The 18,414-nt window shown below is 71.7% G+C and carries 17 protein-coding genes and 1 riboswitch; of the genes, 8 read left to right on the forward strand and 9 right to left on the reverse strand.

Translation table 11 applies throughout. The features are described 5' to 3' along the window. Positions 1 to 3 precede the first annotated feature (3 nt). Together IEX89_RS11990 and mtnA are read right to left on the reverse strand one after the other, a co-directional pair. Positions 4 to 675, reverse strand: a complete 672-nt coding sequence (locus tag IEX89_RS11990; protein WP_188913194.1) for a class II aldolase/adducin family protein — start codon at positions 673 to 675, stop codon at positions 4 to 6. Further along, positions 672 to 1,775 (reverse strand): S-methyl-5-thioribose-1-phosphate isomerase, encoded by a 1,104-nt coding sequence (gene mtnA, locus IEX89_RS11995; protein ID WP_188913196.1) that lies wholly within the window; start codon positions 1,773 to 1,775, stop codon positions 672 to 674. Before mtnA ends, IEX89_RS11990 begins: the two co-directional genes overlap by 4 nt. Before the next feature lie 438 nt (positions 1,776 to 2,213). Between mtnA and IEX89_RS12000 the strand changes: the two genes are divergently transcribed. From IEX89_RS12000 to IEX89_RS12010, 3 genes are all read left to right on the forward strand, one after another. Next, on the forward strand, positions 2,214 to 3,065 hold the full coding sequence (locus IEX89_RS12000) for a glutamine amidotransferase (RefSeq protein ID WP_188913199.1): 852 nt from the start codon (positions 2,214 to 2,216) through the stop codon (positions 3,063 to 3,065). 251 nt (positions 3,066 to 3,316) lie between these two features. Then, positions 3,317 to 3,565 carry a hypothetical protein gene (locus IEX89_RS12005; protein WP_188913200.1) on the forward strand — a complete coding sequence of 83 codons (249 nt, stop codon included), beginning with the start codon at positions 3,317 to 3,319 and terminating at the stop codon, positions 3,563 to 3,565. A gap of 3 nt (positions 3,566 to 3,568) precedes the next feature. Beyond that, positions 3,569 to 3,826 carry an SWIB/MDM2 domain-containing protein gene (locus IEX89_RS12010; protein WP_188913202.1) on the forward strand — a complete coding sequence of 86 codons (258 nt, stop codon included), beginning with the start codon at positions 3,569 to 3,571 and terminating at the stop codon, positions 3,824 to 3,826. A 39-nt stretch (positions 3,827 to 3,865) separates the two neighbouring features. On the opposite strand, the gene IEX89_RS12015 is transcribed toward IEX89_RS12010, so the two are convergent. From IEX89_RS12015 to IEX89_RS12030, 4 genes are all read right to left on the reverse strand, one after another. Beyond that, entirely contained in the window at positions 3,866 to 4,483 is a 618-nt protein-coding gene (locus tag IEX89_RS12015; protein ID WP_188913204.1) for an ABC-type transport auxiliary lipoprotein family protein, read from the reverse strand. A gap of 68 nt (positions 4,484 to 4,551) precedes the next feature. Next, on the reverse strand, positions 4,552 to 6,804 hold the full coding sequence (locus IEX89_RS12020; RefSeq protein ID WP_188913206.1) for an MCE family protein: 2,253 nt from the start codon (positions 6,802 to 6,804) through the stop codon (positions 4,552 to 4,554). 11 nt (positions 6,805 to 6,815) lie between these two features. Further along, positions 6,816 to 7,628, reverse strand: a complete 813-nt coding sequence (locus tag IEX89_RS12025) for an ABC transporter ATP-binding protein (protein WP_188913208.1) — start codon at positions 7,626 to 7,628, stop codon at positions 6,816 to 6,818. A gap of 3 nt (positions 7,629 to 7,631) precedes the next feature. Then, positions 7,632 to 8,729 (reverse strand): ABC transporter permease, encoded by a 1,098-nt coding sequence (locus tag IEX89_RS12030; protein WP_244645346.1) that lies wholly within the window; start codon positions 8,727 to 8,729, stop codon positions 7,632 to 7,634. 180 nt (positions 8,730 to 8,909) lie between these two features. Between IEX89_RS12030 and dgcA the strand changes: the two genes are divergently transcribed. From dgcA to IEX89_RS12050, 4 genes are all read left to right on the forward strand, one after another. Continuing rightward, the gene (dgcA, locus tag IEX89_RS12035) at positions 8,910 to 9,896 is read left to right on the forward strand and encodes an N-acetyl-D-Glu racemase DgcA (protein WP_188913423.1); all 987 of its coding nucleotides are present in this window, start codon (positions 8,910 to 8,912) and stop codon (positions 9,894 to 9,896) included. 97 nt (positions 9,897 to 9,993) lie between these two features. Beyond that, positions 9,994 to 11,232 carry a phenylacetate--CoA ligase family protein gene (locus IEX89_RS12040; protein ID WP_188913213.1) on the forward strand — a complete coding sequence of 413 codons (1,239 nt, stop codon included), beginning with the start codon at positions 9,994 to 9,996 and terminating at the stop codon, positions 11,230 to 11,232. A 378-nt stretch (positions 11,233 to 11,610) separates the two neighbouring features. Further along, on the forward strand, positions 11,611 to 12,726 hold the full coding sequence (locus IEX89_RS12045; RefSeq protein ID WP_188913214.1) for a DUF2336 domain-containing protein: 1,116 nt from the start codon (positions 11,611 to 11,613) through the stop codon (positions 12,724 to 12,726). Positions 12,727 to 12,910: 184 nt separating this feature from the next. Beyond that, positions 12,911 to 14,320 (forward strand): PRC-barrel domain-containing protein, encoded by a 1,410-nt coding sequence (locus IEX89_RS12050; protein WP_188913216.1) that lies wholly within the window; start codon positions 12,911 to 12,913, stop codon positions 14,318 to 14,320. An 87-nt stretch (positions 14,321 to 14,407) separates the two neighbouring features. Here the strand turns inward: IEX89_RS12050 and IEX89_RS12055 are convergent, their stop codons facing one another. The 3 genes from IEX89_RS12055 to IEX89_RS12065 are packed head-to-tail and all read right to left on the reverse strand — an operon-like array spanning position 14,408 to position 17,390. Next, on the reverse strand, positions 14,408 to 14,755 hold the full coding sequence (locus IEX89_RS12055) for a DUF1491 family protein (RefSeq protein ID WP_188913218.1): 348 nt from the start codon (positions 14,753 to 14,755) through the stop codon (positions 14,408 to 14,410). A gap of 51 nt (positions 14,756 to 14,806) precedes the next feature. Then, positions 14,807 to 15,460, reverse strand: coding sequence for a peptidoglycan-binding domain-containing protein (locus tag IEX89_RS12060; RefSeq protein WP_188913220.1), 654 nt, complete (start codon positions 15,458 to 15,460; stop codon positions 14,807 to 14,809). 49 nt (positions 15,461 to 15,509) lie between these two features. Then, positions 15,510 to 17,390: a sensor histidine kinase gene (locus tag IEX89_RS12065; protein WP_188913222.1), complete on the reverse strand. Its 1,881-nt coding sequence runs from the start codon at positions 17,388 to 17,390 to the stop codon at positions 15,510 to 15,512. Between the two features lie 248 nt (positions 17,391 to 17,638). Here IEX89_RS12065 and IEX89_RS12070 point away from each other — a divergent pair, with 248 nt between their 5' ends. After that, positions 17,639 to 17,917: a hypothetical protein gene (locus IEX89_RS12070; protein WP_188913224.1), complete on the forward strand. Its 279-nt coding sequence runs from the start codon at positions 17,639 to 17,641 to the stop codon at positions 17,915 to 17,917. 356 nt (positions 17,918 to 18,273) lie between these two features. Next, a riboswitch (TPP riboswitch) is annotated at positions 18,274 to 18,379 on the forward strand. Positions 18,380 to 18,414 lie beyond the last annotated feature (35 nt).

An 18,414-nucleotide genomic window follows, 5' to 3' on the forward strand; every position in this document is an offset into this window, starting at 1 on the left:
TCGTCACCCCACCTTGCCGTAGCCCGAGAACTTCGCCGCCACGCGCGCCATCTCGTCGTCGTCGAGGATGACGGGGTCGAGGCCGGCGGCCAGCAGGGCGAGGTATTGGCCGGCGAGGTTCTCCACCTCGCCGGCGATGGCGAGCGCGCCCTCGAGCGTCGCGCCCGCCGCGATGACGCCGTGATTGGCCAAGAGCGCCGCCTTGCGGCCCTCGAGCGCCGCCACCGCGTTCGCCGCGAGATCGGCGGAGCCGAAGGTTGCGTAGTCCGCGACCCGGATGTCCCGGCCCCCGCAATAGGCGACCATGTAGTGGAAGGCCGGGATCGGCCGGCGCGCGCAGGCGAGCGCCGTCGCCTTCGGGCTGTGCGTGTGCACGATGGCGTGGACGTCGGGCCGGGCCTTGTAGATCTCCGTATGGAACGGCCATTCGGAGGAGGGGCGCCGCGAGCCCTCGTCCCGCGCCCTGCCGTCGAGGGCGATGGCGACGAGATCGGCGGGCGTCGTCTCGGCATAGGGCAGGCCGGACGGCGTGATGATCAGCCCATCGCCGACGCGCGCCGAGACGTTGCCGGACTTCGTGGGGCAGAAGCCCGCCTGGTCCATGGCCTGCGCCACCCGCACGATGCGTGCGCGCAGATCGTGCTCGTTCCCCGCCGTGTCGTCTTCTGCGCTCATTCCGCCGCCGATCGCGTGTAGTCCGGGTAGAGCCCGGCGATGCCCTCGCGGGAGGCCGGGCAGATGCCGCGCTCGGTGACGAGCCCCGCCACGAGCCGCGCGGGCGTGACGTCGAAGGCCGGGTTCGCCGCCGGGCTGCCGGGCGCCACGACGCGCACGTCGTGGACGGCGCCATCCTCGTCGATGCCGACGAGGTTCGTCACCTCGCGCGCGGACCGCTCCTCGATGGGGATCTCCGCCAGCCCGTCGTCCAGCGACCAGTCGATCGTCGTGACGGGCAGCGTGACGTAGAAGGGCACGTCGTTGTCGCGGGCGGCGAGGGCCTTGAGATAGGTGCCGATCTTGTTGCAGACGTCGCCCGACGCCGTGGTGCGGTCCGAGCCGACGAAGCAGATGTCGACCTTGCCGTGCTGCATCAGGTGCCCGCCGGCATTGTCGACGACGACGGTGTGGGGCACGCCGTGGGCGCCGAGCTCGTAGGCGGTGAGTGCCGCGCCCTGGTTGCGCGGGCGGGTCTCGTCCACATAGACGTGGACCGGGATGCCCGCGTCGTGCGCCTGGTAGATCGGGGAGAGGGCCGTGCCCCAGTCCACCGTCGCGAGCCAGCCCGCATTGCAATGGGTGAGCACGTTCACCGTGCGCCCGGTCTTCGCGTGGATCTCGGCCAGGAGGCGCGCGCCGTTGGCGCCGATGGCGTGGTTCTGCTCCACGTCCTCGTCGCAGATCGCCTCCGCCTCGGTCCAGGCGGCGCGCACGCGCTCGCGGCCCGACAGCGGGGCGAGGCGATTCTCGACCCGCGAGAGCGCCCAGTGCAGGTTCACCGCGGTGGGTCGCGTCGCGCCGAGCACGCGCACGGCCTGCGCGAGCGCTTCGTCGGAGGCGTCCGCGTCCATGGCCAGCGCGATTCCGTAGGCGGCGGTGGCGCCGATGAGGGGCGCGCCGCGCACCTGCATGTCGCGGATCGCGGTGGCCGCCTCCTCCACGGTGGAGAGGCGCGCGATCTCGAAGGCGAAGGGGAGCTTCGTCTGGTCGATGATGCTCACCCCCGCGCCGTCCTCGGCCGGGAAGATCGTCCGGTAGTGCCGCCCGTGTATCCGCATCGCCTCGCGCCTCCCGCGCCGCCGCGCGCCTCGTGCTCGCCCCACGTTCCTCGCCCTGTGCAATAGGGGCGCGCGGCGTCGCGCACGTCAAGGGTGCGGCGTGGGCGAGGTGGCGTTAACCCAGCGTTAACCCTGCCGGGCGACCCTCCTCTCATGAACAGATCGACGCGACCCAGAAGCAGGCCTGATCACCCTCGTTTCGAAGGCGAGAGCCGGGCGCGCCGCACCTTCACGGCGGACACGCGATGAGGCTGGTCGTCACGAGCCTCGTCACGGCGTCCGCCGTCCTCGCTTTCGCGGGCCTCGCCTTGTTCGGGCTGGGCGCCGGGGCGATCCTCCTCGTCGCGCTCTGAGCGTCGGGCCCGCGTGCGATCGTGCACGGCCGCCGCGCACGATCGCGGGGTTGAAACCGAGCGCGCGAGGGTCGATCATGGAGCCATGACAGACATCGCGAGGAGCCGGTCCGACGCGACCGTGGAGAGCGACGACGCCACCCCCGCCGTGGCGCCGAAGCAGCCCGTCCTGATCGTCCTGCATCAGGAGACCTCCATCCCGGGGCGGGTGGGGACGCTGCTGCGCGAGCGCGGTCACCCGCTCGACATCCGTCGCCCGCGCTTCGGCGATCCCCTGCCGGACACGCTCGCGCATCACGCGGGCGCCGTCGTCTTCGGCGGGCCTATGAGCGCCAACGACGAGGAGGACTTCCTCGCCCGCGAGATGGATTGGTGCGGCGTCGCTCTGCGCGAGGAGAAGCCCTTCCTCGGCCTGTGCCTCGGCGCGCAGCTGCTCGCGCGTCACCTCGGCGGGCGGGTCTACCCGCACGAGAACGGCCTCGCCGAGATCGGCTATTACCCGCTGCGCCCGACGCAGGAGGGGATGCGGCTCACGGCGCGCATCGGTGTCGACTGGCCGGGCCACGTCTACCATTGGCACCGCGAGGGCTTCGATTGCCCCACCGGCGCGGTGACGCTCGCCACCGGCGACGACTTCCCCGTCCAGGCCATCCGCGTCGGCCCCGCCGCCTACGGCTTCCAGTTCCACCCGGAGGTCACCTACGCCATGACCTGCCGCTGGACGACGCGGGCGCACGAGCGCCTGTCGCTGCCCAACGCCCAGCCGCGCAAGGCGCATCTCGAGGGTCGCCTCATCCACGACGCGCCGGTGCGCGCCTGGCTCGACGCTTTCCTCGACCATTGGCTGGCGGGCGGAATGGTGGATGCCGGAGCGAGCCGGGGGGAAGAGGGCGGCCACGCCATGATCCCCCGCGCGGCGGCGGCGAGCTCCCTTTGAGCCGGTTCGTCACGACGTCTGGCGCCGTCACCGGAAGTCGTCCGGGCGCGTGATTCGCGCTCGGGTGGAGAGATGCGTCGTCCCACCGACTGGACGTTCGCCTCGACGCACCCCATCTCGATGAGAGCGGTACGCGCGCGCCGAAGGTGGCGAGCCCCGGAACGCGAGGGCGCCCCTACCCGTTCCCGACTGTCGGCGCGTGCCGTGGGCGCGCGCCTCCATCCACACGAAGACCGAAAGGCGCGATCACCATGCGTGGGAATCCCATCACCGGAGCGGCGCAAGGCGTCAGCATCACGGATACCGTGGCGCGCGGCCAGCGCATCCTCGAGGAGCGCCCCGAGCCGCGTGGACGGGAGCGGTATGCCGGTCGCACCAATCGCCCGCCGCGCGGCGCCAATGCGAGCTTCGCGAGCGACAGAACCGAGGCCGAGACGGCCGACACCGAGAAGGTCGAGGCCGACGGCGCCGAGACCGCCGACGCGAAAGAGGAGGACTGACCCATGGCCGAGAAGAAAGCGAACTCCGCCCTGATGAAGCCGCTCACCCCCTCGCCGCAGCTGGCGGAGGTGGTGGGATCCGAGCCGCTGCCGCGCCCCGAGGTGGTGAGCAAGGTCTGGGACTACATCAAGAAGAACGACTTGCAGAACCCGCAGAACAAGCGCGAGATCATCGCCGACGACAAGCTCAAGCCCGTCTTCGGCAAGGACCGCGTGACCATGTTCGAGATGAACAAGTACCTTTCGCAGCACCTCAATTGAGGTGCGCGGCCGGGGATGATCCCCGGTGAGGGGGCGGCCTCAGGCCGCCCCGCGGCCCGTGCCCGCGAAGCGCACGATCTCCAGCATCACCTCCGCGAGCGCGGCCTCGAGGCCGAGCATGGCGGCGCGGCCCTCTATCGCCGCAACGGGCTTTTGCGCGGTGAAGACGCGCGCGGCGCCGACGCTGCCGTCGCTCTCGTTCACCGCCCGCACCGCGATCTCGACGACGGCGAGGTTCGTCTGCGCATCCACCCAGAAGGTGCGGATGGACGAGTTGAGCTGCCAGTCCGGAGAGACGCGGTCGCCCGGACGGGCGACGCCTCCGAGGCGGCTCGCGTTCTCGAAGGTCTCGACGAGCCGCGTCTGCACGAGCGCGGGGAGCTGATCGGCGTACTGCACGCCCGGCAGGTACGACAGAGCGCCGTCAGCCTCGCGCACCACCACGCGCTCGGACGAGTAGAGCTCGATCGCCGAGGGCTCGACGACGAGGATCAGCCCCGGCAGCCGCATCGGCGCCGACACCTGCTCCACCGGCGCGGCCAGCCCGTAGGTCACGAGCGCCGGCGCGGAGGCGCAGCCCGCGAGCCCGGCGAGCGCGCCCAGCGCGAGCCCCGCCGCCAGCACGCGCCGGCCGGCCCGTCTCCGTGATCCGCTCATCGCTCCGCGCCCCCACACGTTCTTCGTCGTCGATCCGTCTCGATCGATAGCCGGTTCAGCCCGCATCGTCATCGCCGCCCCTGATATTCGCGCACGCCGCCGCCGCCGCCGTCGCCGCCGAAGATCACCTGCGAGGGATCGCGCTCGATGGAGCGCACCGCCCGCCCGATGTCCTCGAGCGTGCGGCGGCCCTCCTCGGCGAGCCCGCGGACCTCCTGGAGACCGGGTCCGGTGAAGCGCCCGATGTCGTCGGTGAGCGTCTGCGTGCGCTCGTCGAGATTCGTCGCGAGCGTGCGGATCGCCTCCACCGCCTGGCGAATCTCGTCGAACAAAGCCTCGCCCTCCTCGCCCGCGGCCGTGCCGAGGAAGTCCTCGGCGGATTGCAGCACGCGGTCGACGCGGCCCGCGGAGGCCTCGAGCTGCTCGGAGATCGAAACGGCGTTGGCGACGATGAGGTCGACCTCGTCGGAATTGGCGTCGAGCGTCTGCGAGAAGCTCTCCACGTTGGCGATCACCCGCTCGATCCGCTCGGCGTCGATCGCCTGCGCGATGCGGCCGATCTCCTCCAGCGCCAGCGTGACGTTGCCGCTGTTGTCGGCGAGCGTCTGCGAGAAGGCGCGAGCGTTGGCCACGGTCTCGGAGACGGCGGTGGGATCGACGGCGGCGACGAGCGTCTCCACCCTGTCGATGGCGCCGTCGAGGCGCGTCGAGGTCTGCGCCAGCGTCTGCGTCAGGCTCTCGGCGTTGGCGATGACGCGATCGACGGCCTCGCGGTTCGTGGCGAGCGTCTGGGAGAAGCCCTGCACGTTGCCGATGGTGGCCTCGATCATGGCCGGATCGATGGCGGCGGCGATGTCGCGCGCCTCCGCCAGCGTGGCGACGAGGTCGGCGCGGGTGTCCGCCAGCGTCTGCGAGAAGCTGCGCGCGTTCTCCAGCGTCGCCGCTACGGTCGCGGGGTCGACGGCCGAGACCAGCGCGTCCACGCGCCCGACCGTGCCGTCGAGCCGGCCGGCGGTCGCCTCCAGCGATGTGGTGAGCGTGCGCGCGTCGGCGATGATGGCGTCGACGTTGTCCGTGTTGCGCGCGAGCACGTCGGAGAAGGCCTCGACGTTCGCGAGCGTCGTCTCCACCCGCGCCGGATCGACCGCGCCGATGAGGCCGTCGATCTGCGAGAGCGTGGTCTGCAGCGTGTCGGAGGCGGCGTTGAGGCGCGTCGTCAGCTCGCCCGCCTGGTTCAGGATGCGGTCGATGTTGTCGCGATTGGCCGCCACCGTCTCCGAGACGCCCTCGACGTTCGACAGCGTGGCGTCGAGGCGTTGGGAGGATTGCGCCAGGTTCTGCGTCAGCGTCGCCGTCGAGTCGATGACGCTCGCCAGCTCCTCGCGATTGTCCGCGAGCGTCTGGGAGAAGGCGCGCACGTTGGTGACGGTGGCGTCGAGCGCCTCCGCGTCCAGCGCGCCGACGAAGGCGCGCACGTCCGCCACCGTCGCCTCGACGTTCGTCGCCGTCTCGTTCAGGCGCGAGACGATGCCGCTCGCGTCGTCGAAGACCTGGGCGAGCTGCCCTTGCGCGTCGGCCAGCGTCTGGGTGAAGGCCTCCACGTTCTCCACCGAGCGCGCGACGCTCTCGGAATCCACCGCCGCGACGACGGAATTCACGTTGCGCGAGAGCTCGTCGAGGCTGTCGGCCAAGGGCCCGATCCGCTCGGCGGCCGCGCCCACCTGCTCGAGGAAGCGGTCGATGGCCGGCGCGTTCTCGGCGAGCGCGCGGGAGAAGGCCTCGACGTTCTGCACGGTCGACGCGATGGCCTGGTCGTTCTCCGAGACCAGCGCGTCGAAGCGGTCGAACACGTCGGAGGCGCGCCGCGCGATGTTGCGGGCGCTCTCGATGAGGTCCTGGTAGTCGGACGCCTCCGCCTCGATCGTCGGGATGCCCGCTTCCTGCGGGTCGAACAGGGAATCGGCCTGCGGCGATCCACCGGAGAGCGCGACGCTCGCGATGCCGGTGAGGCCCTGGAACTCGAGCTGGGCCGTCGTGTCCTCACGAAGCGGGATCGTAGGGTCGACGGTGACGCGGGCGACGACGAGGCTCGGGTTCTCCTCGGAGATGGCGAGCTCGGTCACCTCGCCCACCCGCAGGCCGTTGAAGTTCACCGGCGCGCCGCGCGAGAGGCCGGCGACGGAGCCCTCGAAGACGATGCGGATCTGCGCGCGCTCGCCCGCGCTCTCGCTCACCGCGAACCAGTAGACGAACAGGAACGCCGCCGCGAGGACGAGGAGCGTGAACAATCCGATGATGGCGTAATTGGCCCGGGTTTCCATCGTCTCGCCCCTCAAGCGCTCTCGTTCGCGACGGCGCGCGCGCGCTTGCCGTGAAAGTAGGATCTCAGCCACGGATGATCCGAGGCCAGCATGGTCTCGATCGGCCCCTCCGCGATGACGCGCTGCTCGGCGAGCGCGGCGATGCGGTCGCAGACGCTGAACAGGCTGTCGAGATCGTGGGTGACCATGTACACGGTCAGGCCCAGCGTGTCGCGCAAGGTGGCGATCAGGTCGTCGAAATCGGCGGCGCCGATCGGGTCGAGGCCCGACGTCGGCTCGTCGAGGAAGACGATGTCGGGGTCGAGCGCCAGCGCCCGGGCGAGGGCGGCGCGCTTGATCATGCCCCCCGAGAGCTCGGACGGGTACTTGTCGGCGGCGTCGGGGCGCAGCCCCACCATCTCGATCTTGAGCATGGCGAGATCGTCCATCATCGCCTGGGAGAGATGACGGTGCTCGCGCATGGGCATCTGCACGTTCTCCTTCACGGTCAGCCCGGAGAAGAGGGCGCCGTTCTGGAAGAGCACACCCCAGCGCGTCTCGATGTCGCGCCGCTCCCGCGCCGTGATGGTCGCCCGGTCCTTGCCGAACACCTCGATCGTCCCCGCGCGCGTCGGCAGGAGGCCGAGGATGGCGCGGGTGAGGACCGACTTGCCCGTGCCCGAGCCGCCCACGAAGCCGAGGATCTCGCCGCGATAGACGTCGAGGTCGAGGTTCTTGAAGATCGTCTTCTCGCCGAAGCCGACCTCCAGCCCGCGCACGCGGATGATCGCATCGCGTCCCGGGGGCGGCTCGGCTGCCTCGTCGATGCGGCGGGGCTCGTCCATGGCTCAGAAATCCAAGGCCGCGAAGAACATCGCGAAGACGCCGTCGAGGACGATCACCATGAAGATCGCCTTCACGACCGACGCCGTGACGTGCTGGCCGAGCGATTCGGCCGAGCCCTTCACCGCGAGGCCCTCGATGCAGGCGATGACGCCGATCATCACCGCCATGAACGGCGCCTTGATCATGCCCACCATGAAGGTCGACAGGTCGATCGCCTCGCGCAGGCGCGCCACGAACACGTCGGGCGAGACGCCGCCATAGGCCCAGGCCACGAGCCCGCCGCCGAGGATCGCCGACATGGAGGCGCAGAAGGCGAGCAGCGGCAGGGAGATGACGAGCCCCAGGATGCGCGGCACGACGAGGACCTCGATCGGGTCGAGACCCATGACCCGCAGCGCGTCGATCTCCTCGCGCATCTTCATCGCGCCGATCTCGGCCGTGAAGGCCGAGCCCGAGCGGCCCGCGACCATGATCGCGGACAGGAGCACGCCGAGCTCGCGCAGGACGAGGATGCCGATCAGGTCGACGGCGAAGGTCGCCGCGCCGAACTGCAGCAGCTGGAAGATGCCCTGCTGGGCGATGATCGCGCCGACGACGAAGGAGATCAGCAGGATGATCGGCAGGCCGCGCAGCGCGATCTGGTCGATCTGGTTGACGAGCGAGGTGCCGCGAAAGCGCCAGGGCCTCATCGCGACGCGCCCCAGCGCCGCCACGACCTCGCCGAGGAAGACGATGCCGGAGACGAGATCGCGCCCGGCATCGACCATCACCCGGCCGACGTCGACGAGAAAGTCCACGAAGGGAGAGGTGCGCGTGTGCTCGGGCAGCTCGAGCCCGGCCTGGGAGACCTCGTCGAGCAGGCGCGCGTGCGGGCGGCTCGCACCTTCGATGCGCGGCTCGGCACCCCGCGCGGTGATCGCGCGGCGGGCGCGCTCGATGGCGACGGCGCCCGCGGTGTCGAGCCGGCCGATGCCGGACAGGTCGAGCACGACGGGCCCCTTCGCCCCTGCCTCGCCGCCCGTCGCGCCCTCGGTGAGGCTGCGCGCGGCGCGCTCCAGCGTGTCCCCGAATTCCGACGTCCAGTCGCCCGAAAGCGCCAACGCCCCGCGCGCGGCGTCCGCCTGCGGAGCCGGCCGGGTCCCCTCGTCGGGAGATCTCGCCTCAGGCGCGTCGGTCGCGGCCACGGGCACTTCCGTCAATTGCCAATACGCATGGTGAATCGGTGATAGCCCGTACGCCCTTTCCGAGTCGAGGCCGCTCGGGCTATTCCTGCGGGCATGATGCAGCGAAGCCTCACCGTCGCGGCCGAAGCGTTCCCCATCGCCGGCCGTTTCACCATCTCCCGCGGCTCCCGCACGGAGGCCGTCGTGGTCCTCGTCACGCTCGAGGAGGGCGGGGCGATCGGCCGCGGCGAATGCGTGCCCTATGCTCGCTACGGCGAGAGCGTGGAGAGCGTCGTCGCGCAGATCGAATCGGTCCGCGCCGCTCTCGAATCGGGCATGAGCCGCGAGGCGCTGCAGGACGCGCTGCCCGCGGGCGCCGCGCGCAACGCCGTCGATTGCGCGCTGTGGGACCTCGACGCCAATCGCTCGGGCGTTCCGGCGTCCGTCACCGCGGGCGTCGATCGCCTCGCGCCGGCGACGACGGCCTACACGATCTCGCTCGACACGCCCGACGCCATGCGCGAAGCGGCGCAGAAGGCGGCGGCGCGGCCGATCCTCAAGATCAAGCTCGGCGCGCCGGAGGGCGACGCGGAACGCATCGCCGCCGTGCGCCGCGGCGCGCCCGAGTCGACGCTCATCGCGGACGCCAACGAGGGCTGGAGCGCCGAGACGCTCCCCGCCCTCATGGCGGCCTGCGCCGATGCCGGCTTCGCCCTCGTCGAGCAGCCGCTCCATGCCTCGAAGGACGAGGCGCTGCGCGGCATCGACCGTCCGGTGCCGCTGTGCGCCGACGAGAGCGCCCACGACCGCGCGAGCCTGCCGCGGCTGGAGGGGCTCTACGACCTCGTCAACATCAAGCTCGACAAGACCGGCGGCCTCACCGAGGCGCTGGCGCTCGCCGCGGACGCGCAGGCGCGGGGCATGGGCATCTTCGTCGGCTGCATGCTCGCCACCTCGCTCGCCATGGCTCCCGCCATGCTGCTGACGCCGCGCGCCCGCTTCGTCGACCTCGACGGCCCGCTGCTGCTCGCCAAGGACCGCGACCACGCGCTCACCTTCGACGGCTCGCTCGTTCACCCGCCGCAGCGCGCGCTCTGGGGTTAGAGGCGCGGAGCAGACGGTGCGTGTGGCGCCTTGCGGATCGGGGCAAGCGTCGGTCTTATGGGGCCGGGGACGTGAAGATCCCGGAGGAGACGGCCCGATGAGCGAGTTCCACGACGCGCGCGACACGCAAGACCCCGCCGCACGTGAGCGCGACCTGTTCGCGCGCTTGCCCGGCGTGCTCGAAGCGGCGCTGCGGGCGCCCGGCTGGAGGCGGCATCTCGGGCAGGTCGACCCCGCTGGCGTCGGCACCCGCGAGGCGCTCGCGCGCCTGCCCGTCCTGCGCAAGTCCGACCTGCCGCGGCTGCAGAAGGAGAGCCCGCCCTTCGGCGGCTTCCTGCCGGACGGCACGCACGGCCTGCCGCATCTCTTCACCTCGCCCGGCCCGATCTACGAGCCGGAAGGGGAGGGGCCCGATCCCTGGCGGGCCGCGCGTGGCCTCCACGCCATCGGCCTGCGCCCGGGCGACATCGTGCTCAACACCTTCTCGTATCATCTGACGCCCGGCGGCTTCATCATGGATTCGGGCGCGCGCGCGCTCGGCTGCTCGGTGATCCCGGCGGGCCCCGGCAATACGGAGGCGCAGCTCGACCTGATCGAGACGCTGCGCCCGGTCGCCTATGCCGGCACCCCCGACTTCCTCAAGATCCTCTTGGACGCCGCCGCCGAGAAGGGCCGCGACGCGTCCTCGCTGACGAAGGCCGTCGTCTCCGGCGCCGCCTTCCCGAAATCGCTCCAGACGGAGCTCGCGCAGCGCGGCATCGTCGCGCGCCAGGCCTACGCCACCGCCGATATCGGCTTCATCGCCTACGAGACGCCCGCGCCCGAGGGCATGATCGTCAACGAGGACGTCATCCTCGAGATCGTCGGGCCCGACGGCCTGCCGGTGGCGCCCGGCGAGGTGGGCGAGATCGTGGTGACGACGTTGGAGCCCCGCCATCCCGTCATCCGCCTGGCCCTCGGCGACCTCACCGCGGCTCTGACCGAGCCGAGCCCGTGCGGGCGCACGGGCATGCGCATCAAGGGCTGGATGGGCCGCGCCGACCAGACGACCAAGGTGAAGGGCATGTTCGTGCGCCCCGAGCAGGTGGCCGAGATCGCCCGGCGCCATCCCGAGATCGGCCGGGCGCGGCTCGTCGTGCGCCGCGTGGGCGAGGCCGACGCCATGACGCTCGACGCGGAGGTGGCGGACGCCGCCGCCGCGACGCCGGCGCTGAAGGACGCGATCGCCGCGACGCTCCAGGCGGTGACGAAGCTGCGTGGCGAGGTCGCCCTCGTCGCGGCGGGCAGCCTGCCCGACGACGGCAAGGCGATCGTCGACGAGCGCAAGTGGGACTGAGGGGCGAACGCCATATCGGCAGGGCCTGCCCAATTTTCGTGCGCGAGCGGGCGCCCGACCTCTTTCCCCCCGCCCGATCGCCGCCTATCTTGGTTCTGGTCGAAACAAGCGAAAGGAGGTGGTCCAGTGTCTCTTTGTCAGCGCTGTCACCTCGCCGGGGCTGCCCGCTGAGGTCTTCGGACCCTCATTCGAGCCTCACGCGTGAGCACCTCGGTGCTTAGCACGGCGAGACATCGTAGAGCCCGCCGGGAGGGAAGCCTCCCGGCGGGCTCGCCTTTTGCGGTCCCGCCTTCCCGGCGCGCGAGCCGCCACGGTTAACGCGGCCTTTACGCGATCCGGATTATTCGTTCGATCCCGCCTCTCGCGCCGATCGCTCGCATGACGCCACCCCCGCCGCCCCTCGACGAGGACATCGCCCGGCTCTCCGCGCTCGCCCGCGACGGCGGGGCCGTGGCACCCGTGCTGCTGCGGGTGCAGGCGGACCTGTTCGCGGCCTCGCGGCGGCGGGAGGAGGAGGCCGACGCCTTCGCCGAGCTCGCGATCCGGCTCCTGCCGAAGGCGGATTCCGACGTCGCCGCGCACGTGGCCCGGCGCGTCGTGGCACTCCCCGAGACGCCGCCCGCCGTGCTGCAGGCGCTCGCCGCGCATGGCGGCGAAGCCGGGCGTCTCGTGGCGGCGCTGGCGCCCGACCTGCCCGTGGCGACGGACCGGACCGAGCCCCTCGTCGCGCTCGCCCGCGCGCGCCGCGGGGACCTCGCGCCGAGCGAGATCGCCGCCCTCGTCGCCCGCGACGATCCTGCCATCGACCGCGCTCTCGCCGAGAATGCCGATCTCGCGCTCGGCGGGCGCGCGCTTGCCGATCTCGTGGCGCGGGCACGCGCGGTGACGCCGCTCGCCCGCGCGCTGCTCGCGCGCGACGACCTTCCCGCGGACGACGCGGCCGGGCTCTATCCGCACGCGGACGAGCCGATGCGCACGCGCCTCCTCGTGCGCCTCTCCGCCGCCCCGCGGGCGGATACGCGCCCCGCGATGCGCCCGCGCCCGAGCCCCGAGACGATCGAGGCGCTCCTCGCCGCCGCCGATCGCGGGGATCGCGCGCTGTTCGGCTCCGCCCTCGCCGCCGCGCTCGGCCTCGAGACCCGCCCGGATTGGCGCTTCGACCGTCCCGAGCGTCACGACCTCCTCGCGCACGCGCTCAGGGCCTCCGGGCTCGGCGAGGAGGAGACGATCCGCATCTTCCTGACCCTCGATCCCGGCATCGCGCGCTCGGTTGAGATCGTGTTCCGCCTCGTGGGCCTCGTGCGCGGCGTGCCGCGCTCGGTGGCGACTCGCATCGTCGAGGCGGTCTACGGCGTGCGCGTCGGCGCGCGACGCCCTGCTGCGGCGACGTATATTCCCACGCTCGCCCCCGACTCGACGCACCGGCCACGCTTTACCCAAGTCTTGCAGCCACGCTCCGACAAGCTCGACAGGAAGAACGGTCGCGCTACATGAGACGTCACGCTTCGTTCTAAGATATATTTCCTGCTTCTCGACTTGGTCGACAAAGAGAGATGTTGGTTGATCAAGACGCTAGTCTTCCAAGAAGCATGTCTATTCACATCGATGTGAGGAACCGATCTGGCGCTGGCGTGTTTCCGGGGCAGCCAAACCCGGCAGACACGAAAGGATGCCAGCGATGAAACGCATGTTCCTCGCTGCGCTCGTGGGGTCTACCGCCCTCGCGCCCGCAGCTCTCATGGCCCAGACGACGCAGCAGAACCAGCCGCAGGGTCAGCAGCAGCAGATGACGCAGGCTCAGCAGAGCCAGGGCCAGCAGGGCCGCGTCACGGCCCAGCAGATGCGCGGCCAGCCGGTTCTCGGCGCCAACGGCAACCGCATCGGCACGGTCGACCAGATCGTGATCGGTCGCTCCGGCCAGAGCTACGCCGTGGTGCAGGTCCAGGGCGGGCAGAACCGTCTCCTGCCGACGCAGGCGATCGTCCTGCGTGACGGGCGTCTCTACGTCCAGGACATCACCCGCGAGGAGGTGGCCCAGCTGCGCTCCGCGACGGAGGCCGAGGGCAACCAGTTCCAGGAGGCCGAGAACGAGCAGGTTCTCGTGCTCGCCATGGAGACCGGCACGCAGGGCGGCCAGCAGCAGACGCAGCAGCAGATGGCCGAGGCCGACGGCGCCGCGATCGTCGTCGAGCGCACCGCGCCGCGCCTTCGCATCGAGCAGCCCACGCCGCAGGTGATGGTCGATCCGGCCGAGCCCGAGGTGACGGTTCGCCAGCAGAACCCGCAGATCCTGGTGCGCCAGGCTCCGCCGCGGGTGACGATCGAGCAGCCGCAGCCCGAGATCATCGTGCGCATGCCCGAGCCGCAGGTCGACGTGGCCCAGGGTCAGCCCGAGGTCATGGTCCGCCAGGGTCGTCCGCAGGTCCAGATCCAGCAGCCCGACCAGCAGGCCGCCGTCGCGGTCGAGCAGTCCCAGGCTCAGGTGACGATCCAGGACGACGGCGAGGAGGCTCAGATCGCCACGTCGCAGGGCCGTCCGGAGGTGACCTTCGAACGCACCGGCGAGCCGCAGGTCGAGTTCCTGCAGGCGCAGGGCGCGCCGACGGTGCGCTACGAGCGGATGCAGACGGCGCAGGCCGATCAGTCCGAGCAGCAGCGCATGCAGGTCGAGACCCAGCAGACCGCCCAGATGGACGGCGAGATGGATCAGGCCCGCCAGATGCTGATGGAGGAAGGTGAGGTCGAGGCGACGGGCGCCGTGAACGCCCAGACCCGTCCCATCGCGATCTCCGAGCTCGAGGGCGAGACGGTCTACAACTTTCGCGGCCAGGAGCTCGGCGACGTCGAGCGCATCGTGGCCACGCCGGATGACGACTTCCTCGTCGTCATCGGTGCCGGCGGCTTCCTCGGCCTCGCCGAGGACACCGTGGCGCTGCCGCTCGATCGTCTCTCCATGCGCGGCGACCAGCTGATGGTCCGCGGCATCACGGAGGCCGACATCGAGGGCATGCAGGATTACGAGATGCGTTATCCCGACGCCCAGCCGCTCGGTGCGGACGAGGACGTCGACGTGATCGTCGAGCAGTAAGCCTCGCGTCACACGCCTTGACGAACGGGAGCCGGCGGTCCTTCGGGGCCGCCGGCTTTCCTCGTTCGTCTGGCGGTCGCGTGCGGATCAGCCCGCGTCGCGGGCCAGCGGCACGAAGGGGCGCCCCTCCCTGTCCTCGATCTCGACGAGCCAGAGATCGGGGTCGAAGCGGATCTCCTTGATCATGCGCTCCTCTACGTCGAGCGGCGTCGCGCCTTCGAGGAGCGGGGAGAAGAGGCGCTCGCCGGTCGCCTCCTCGTCCACGAGCGACTGCGGCGCCGGGCCGTAGAGGTCGGCGGTGCCGTCGAGCCGGTCCACCTTCACGAAGATGGCGCCGGCTTCCGCAGCGCCGCGCCGGCGCAGCATCGCGGGCACGAGCGCGACGCCCGCCTGGCGGATGAGGGCGGAGACGACGAAGTCGGACGTCAGGCGCATGATACGTCTCCGCGCGCGGGCGGCCCCCGCGGGCGGCGGGCCGGCGGCGGCTCAGTCGATGGGAACGCCGGAGCGCACTGCCAGGAGGCGCAGGGTAACGAGATCGAGCTCGCCCGTCACCGGCAGGCCTTCGCTGCGCTCGAACGCCTCGATCCCGGCACGCGTCGCGGGGCCGACGAGGCCGTCCACGCTCATCGGGCCGTGACCGAGCGCGACGAGCGCCTCCTGCACGGCCATGATGCGCGGATCGGGCTCGGGCAGGCTCACCGAGGCGGTGGTCGCGGCCGCGTTCTCGCGGATGAGCGCGCCGATGGGGTCGCCGTCCTCCAGAAGCGTCGGGGCCGGCGGCGGCGCGGGCGGTGCGAGCCGCGTCGTCGCGGTCTCGGCGGGACCGCGGGCCGGCGGCAGCGGCGCGGGCCCCAGATCGACGGTGAGGCCGGAAGGCAGGCTCGCCTGTGGCGCGGGCGCGGGGCGCGCGGCCACGATCGGCGCCGGCACGGGCACCGGCTGCGGCGCCGCGACGATCGCCGGGTCCGCGAAGAGCGGCGCGGGGTGGCGCGCCGTCTGGAAGGCCAGCGCGTTCAGGGCGATGTAGCCCGCCGCCGAGGCGAATAGCGCCCCCACGACGAGCCGACCCGGGCGCGCGAAGAGCTGGCGCACCGTCGCCGCGAAGGGCGAGGGCGGCGTCGGCGCGCGCCGCCGCACGGGCGCGCTCCTCAGTGTGGTGTCGCGTCCGGAACGGGCCGCCATGACCTCAGGCACTGCGCTTGAACTCCTCGTTGCCGCCCCCCTCGCGCGGGGCCGTGACCTCGTTCGCCGTCTCGAGCTCGAGCGCGGCGGGCGCGCGCCTGCGGGCGCGCACGGTGATGGGGATCGGGGCGGCGGCGTGCGCCTTGGTCTCGCCGACGGCGCGGGCGGGACGGCCGGCGATCGGCAGCTCCACCGTGACGATCATGCCCTCTCCGGGCGCGCTCTCGATGGCGAGCGTGCCCTCGTGCAGGCCCACCAGCCCCCGCACCACGGAGAGCCCGAGCCCGGTGCCCTCGTGGGGACGATCGTAGGCGGCGTTCACCTGGAAGAACGGATCGCCGAGCTTCGCGAGCGCCGCCTCCGGCACGCCGATGCCGGTGTCGGAGACGACGAGCGCCATCATGCCCGCGCGGCGCTTCACGACGACGTGGACGCGCCCGCCCTTGGGCGTGAACTTGACCGCGTTCGAGACGAGATTGATCAGGATCTGCCGGCAGGCGCGACGATCCGCGACGAGCTCGGGCAGCCCCGCCTCCACGCTCGCCTCCAGCGCGATGCCCGCCGCCTGCGCCTTGAGGCGCATCAGGTCGACACAGCCCTGGACGAGGGGCGCGATGTCGAAGGGGGCCGGCGCGAACTCGAAGTTCCCGCTCTCGATCTGCGACATGTCGAGGAGGGAATTGACCACCTCGAGCAGGTGATGCCCGCTGTCGTGGATGATCTTGGCGTAGCTGCGGCGCTGGTCGGGGCCCACGCCGGCCATCGTCTCCGTGGAGAGGATCTCCGAGAAGCCGATGATGGCGTTGAGCGGCGTGCGCAGCTCGTGGCTCACGGTGGCGAGGAAGCGCGCCTTCATCGCGCCGGCGCGCTCCGCCTCGAGGCGCGCGCGCTCGAGGTCGCATTCGTGGCTCTTCTGGGCGGTGACGTCGCGCAGGATGGAGACGAGCTTCGCCTTGTCGTCGGCGGTCTCGACCCTATAGGCGCGCATCTCCACCCAGACCACGCGCCCGGCCTCGCCGGCGAGCGCGTCGCCGAAATGCAGCCGGAACTGCGCCGTCACGGGCACGCCGCCGGAGGCCGCGTCGCCGAGCGCCTTCAGATAGGCGGGACGGTCCTGCACGTGGACGCGCGAGAACAGGCCGCGCTCCTCGAGCGCGCCGGAGGGCGCGCCGACGAGCTTCATCGCCGCCGGGCTCGCGGAGAGCACGTGGCCGTGGGCGTCGTGCCAGACGACGAGATCGTCCATCACCTGCAGGAGCGAGCGATCGCGCGCGTCGCGGCGGCGGATGGCATCGGCCTGCGCGTCGCGGGCCCGCGACACGGCGAGCACCAGCGAGCCCGCATGGGCGATGGCGAAGAGGGCGAAGATCGGGGCCGACAGGGCCGCCGGCCAGGGATCGACCTGCGCGGGCACGCCGAGGAGGTCGAGGATCGCGAGCGCGATCACGGCGAGGCCGGCGATGAAGGTGGCGCTCACCGCCGCGCGCTTCGAGCCGGAGACGAGCGCCTCCAGCGGCACGGCCACGAGCCAGATCGTCGCCGCCGAGGCGAGCCCGCCCGACGCGCTCGCCACGCAGGCGACGAGGCCGGCGAAGCCCGCCGCCGAGATCGCGTGGGCGAGGGCGAGACGGCCCGTCCGCGAGAGGGTCACGCCCGCGATCAAGGGGGCCGCGAGGAAGACGAGCGCGAGATATTCCTGGGGCGAGGCGGGGCCGCGCAGGGCGAGGTAGATGGGCGCCAGCACCAGCGCGGCGGCGCCCATCAGGATGCGCGAGACGATGAAGCGGGCATGGCGCTCGCGCTCGGTCGCGTCGCGCCGGACGCGCTCGTGCACGAGCTCGGCGAGCCGCCCCTCGATCGTCCGAACGCTGATGGACCCGAACACGTCCGCCTCTCACGGCGCGTGGCGCGCCGCTCCCTGTCCTCGTTGCCGGGGACTGTCGCAGCCGCCGCTTAAACGAAACCTAAGGCGAACGGACCCGAGGTCGTCCCGCAGGGCGGTATGGCCAACGCATGGTTAACGTGGGGGCGGGGCGGTACGTCCCGTTCACCATGTCCGCGGACACGCGGCGGCGGGAAACGCTCCCTTCACGGGCGCTCGCGCATGGGAGGGCGGACGAGGTCGAGACAGCCATGCCGCTCCTGCGCATCCTCGCCGCGATCGCGGTGATCTTCTGGTTCTCGCCCCTGCGCGAGGGGGCGGGTCCTGCCTCCGAGCCCGAGGCGCCGACGCCCGGCGACGTCGCCGCGCGACCGCTCCCGGAGCTCGACCGCGCCTCGCTCGCGGCGCTGCTCGCGGCCGCGGAGGGCGAGAGCGAACGCGCCCGCGCGCTCTGGTCGAGCCTGCCCGAGGACGCACGCGCCGCGCTCGCGCAGCGAATCGGCGAAGAGCTGGCCGAATCGGCGCGATGAGGCCGCGGATGGCCCGCAGAGGCTCTTGATTCCCGGAAATTGCTGAGATAGCGTCCCTTCCGCCGAGACGAAGAGGCTCGCGCGGCCCTAAAAAAACGGGCCGCGAGTGCGGCCCGAAGTCTAGGGAGGAAACGCCCAAGAAGGGAGCCCGCATCCGGGCTACGTGGAGCTGCATAACGGCAACGCCACGTTTTGAATGGTAGCTCATGCCCATTCCCGCGGCAAGTGGGGCGCTGGTGAAAACGTCACCAGCGCCGCTTCGTGCTGCTTGATCGATTCAAGCTGTTGCGAGATTGCATCACTTTTGGGCAGCCCGCCGCCCCGCTTGCTTCGCCGGCTGCGCTCGTCTAGACCCGAGACGTCTCACGGGGTGCTCCATCTGGGAGCTGAGAGGCGCCGACGCGCCAACCCGTCGAACCTGATCCGGGTCGTGCCGGCGTAGGGATGAGCGACGATGGCCGCGCAGCGCGGCGTCCCCCCGCACATTTCTCGAGAGC

Source organism: Salinarimonas ramus, from assembly GCF_014645695.1.
In the GTDB taxonomy this organism is placed as follows: domain Bacteria; phylum Pseudomonadota; class Alphaproteobacteria; order Rhizobiales; family Beijerinckiaceae; genus Salinarimonas; species Salinarimonas ramus.

Bases quoted from the DNA above. Each gene is read 5' to 3' on its own strand.
- IEX89_RS11990 (WP_188913194.1), bottom strand. From the start codon at position 675: ATGAGCGCAGAAGACGACACGGCGGGGAACGAGCACGATCTGCGCGCA.
- IEX89_RS12055 (WP_188913218.1), bottom strand. From the start codon at position 14,755: ATGCGCCTGACGTCCGACTTCGTCGTCTCCGCCCTCATCCGCCAGGCG.
- IEX89_RS12045 (WP_188913214.1), top strand. From the start codon at position 11,611: ATGACGCCACCCCCGCCGCCCCTCGACGAGGACATCGCCCGGCTCTCC.
- mtnA (WP_188913196.1), bottom strand. From the start codon at position 1,775: ATGCGGATACACGGGCGGCACTACCGGACGATCTTCCCGGCCGAGGAC.
- IEX89_RS12000 (WP_188913199.1), top strand. From the start codon at position 2,214: ATGACAGACATCGCGAGGAGCCGGTCCGACGCGACCGTGGAGAGCGAC.
- IEX89_RS12015 (WP_188913204.1), bottom strand. From the start codon at position 4,483: ATGAGCGGATCACGGAGACGGGCCGGCCGGCGCGTGCTGGCGGCGGGG.
- dgcA (WP_188913423.1), top strand. From the start codon at position 8,910: ATGCAGCGAAGCCTCACCGTCGCGGCCGAAGCGTTCCCCATCGCCGGC.
- IEX89_RS12040 (WP_188913213.1), top strand. From the start codon at position 9,994: ATGAGCGAGTTCCACGACGCGCGCGACACGCAAGACCCCGCCGCACGT.
- IEX89_RS12050 (WP_188913216.1), top strand. From the start codon at position 12,911: ATGAAACGCATGTTCCTCGCTGCGCTCGTGGGGTCTACCGCCCTCGCG.
- IEX89_RS12070 (WP_188913224.1), top strand. From the start codon at position 17,639: ATGCCGCTCCTGCGCATCCTCGCCGCGATCGCGGTGATCTTCTGGTTC.
- IEX89_RS12025 (WP_188913208.1), bottom strand. From the start codon at position 7,628: ATGGACGAGCCCCGCCGCATCGACGAGGCAGCCGAGCCGCCCCCGGGA.
- IEX89_RS12020 (WP_188913206.1), bottom strand. From the start codon at position 6,804: ATGGAAACCCGGGCCAATTACGCCATCATCGGATTGTTCACGCTCCTC.
- IEX89_RS12010 (WP_188913202.1), top strand. From the start codon at position 3,569: ATGGCCGAGAAGAAAGCGAACTCCGCCCTGATGAAGCCGCTCACCCCC.
- IEX89_RS12005 (WP_188913200.1), top strand. From the start codon at position 3,317: ATGCGTGGGAATCCCATCACCGGAGCGGCGCAAGGCGTCAGCATCACG.